Raw genomic sequence first — 571 nt, forward strand, 5'->3', positions numbered from 1 at the left:
CCAATGGCCTTCCCCACGCCCCGCACGACCGAGCCGCTGCCCGGATACACGAGGTCCGCCACGCCGGAGGCCACGCCCACGGCCCCCGCGACCTTGCCGATGATGTCGTAGGTCTTGTCCCGCTGCTGCTGGCTCGCGGAACGGCCATTCCCCGCGGCCTCGATGCCAGCCATGACCGGGTCCTCCGCCGGCTCCTCCCCCGAGGAGGGCATGCTGAAGGGGTCTTCCGTCTGGGAGCGGTTGCCCCCGAAGAAGCCCCCCTCGTCATCCGGCATGACGGCCGGCATCTGCGAATCCGCCTGGCCTCCGGGACGCCGGAGCGGCTCGGGAGCGTCGGAGAAGAACCCCGCTCCGGGCTTCCGGCCCGGATGCGGAAACTCCTCCTGGGGCGGGGTGGGCCCGCGCGGACGCAGCCGTACCTCTTCCACCCGCGCGGTGTTGGACTGCGGAGCCTCGTCCTCTTCGTCGAAGAAGCCAGCCATGTTTCCCCCTCATGGGATTATTCCCACGGTGCTGCATTCCCAATCCTGGGCCGCGAAGTGCGGGCCCGTCAAGACAGGGGGGAGGGGAC

Annotated in this window: 1 protein-coding gene; it reads right to left on the minus strand. The window is 70.4% G+C overall.

Annotated features, from left to right (window positions below):
• A partial coding sequence (locus D7Y11_RS42855) for a hypothetical protein (RefSeq protein ID WP_148139298.1) occupies positions 1-482 on the minus strand: 482 nt, incomplete at its 3' end.
• Positions 483-571 lie beyond the last annotated feature (89 nt).

The sequence above is a fragment of the Corallococcus sp. AB018 genome (assembly GCF_003986945.1).
GTDB classification, from domain to species: Bacteria; Myxococcota; Myxococcia; order Myxococcales; family Myxococcaceae; genus Corallococcus; species Corallococcus exiguus.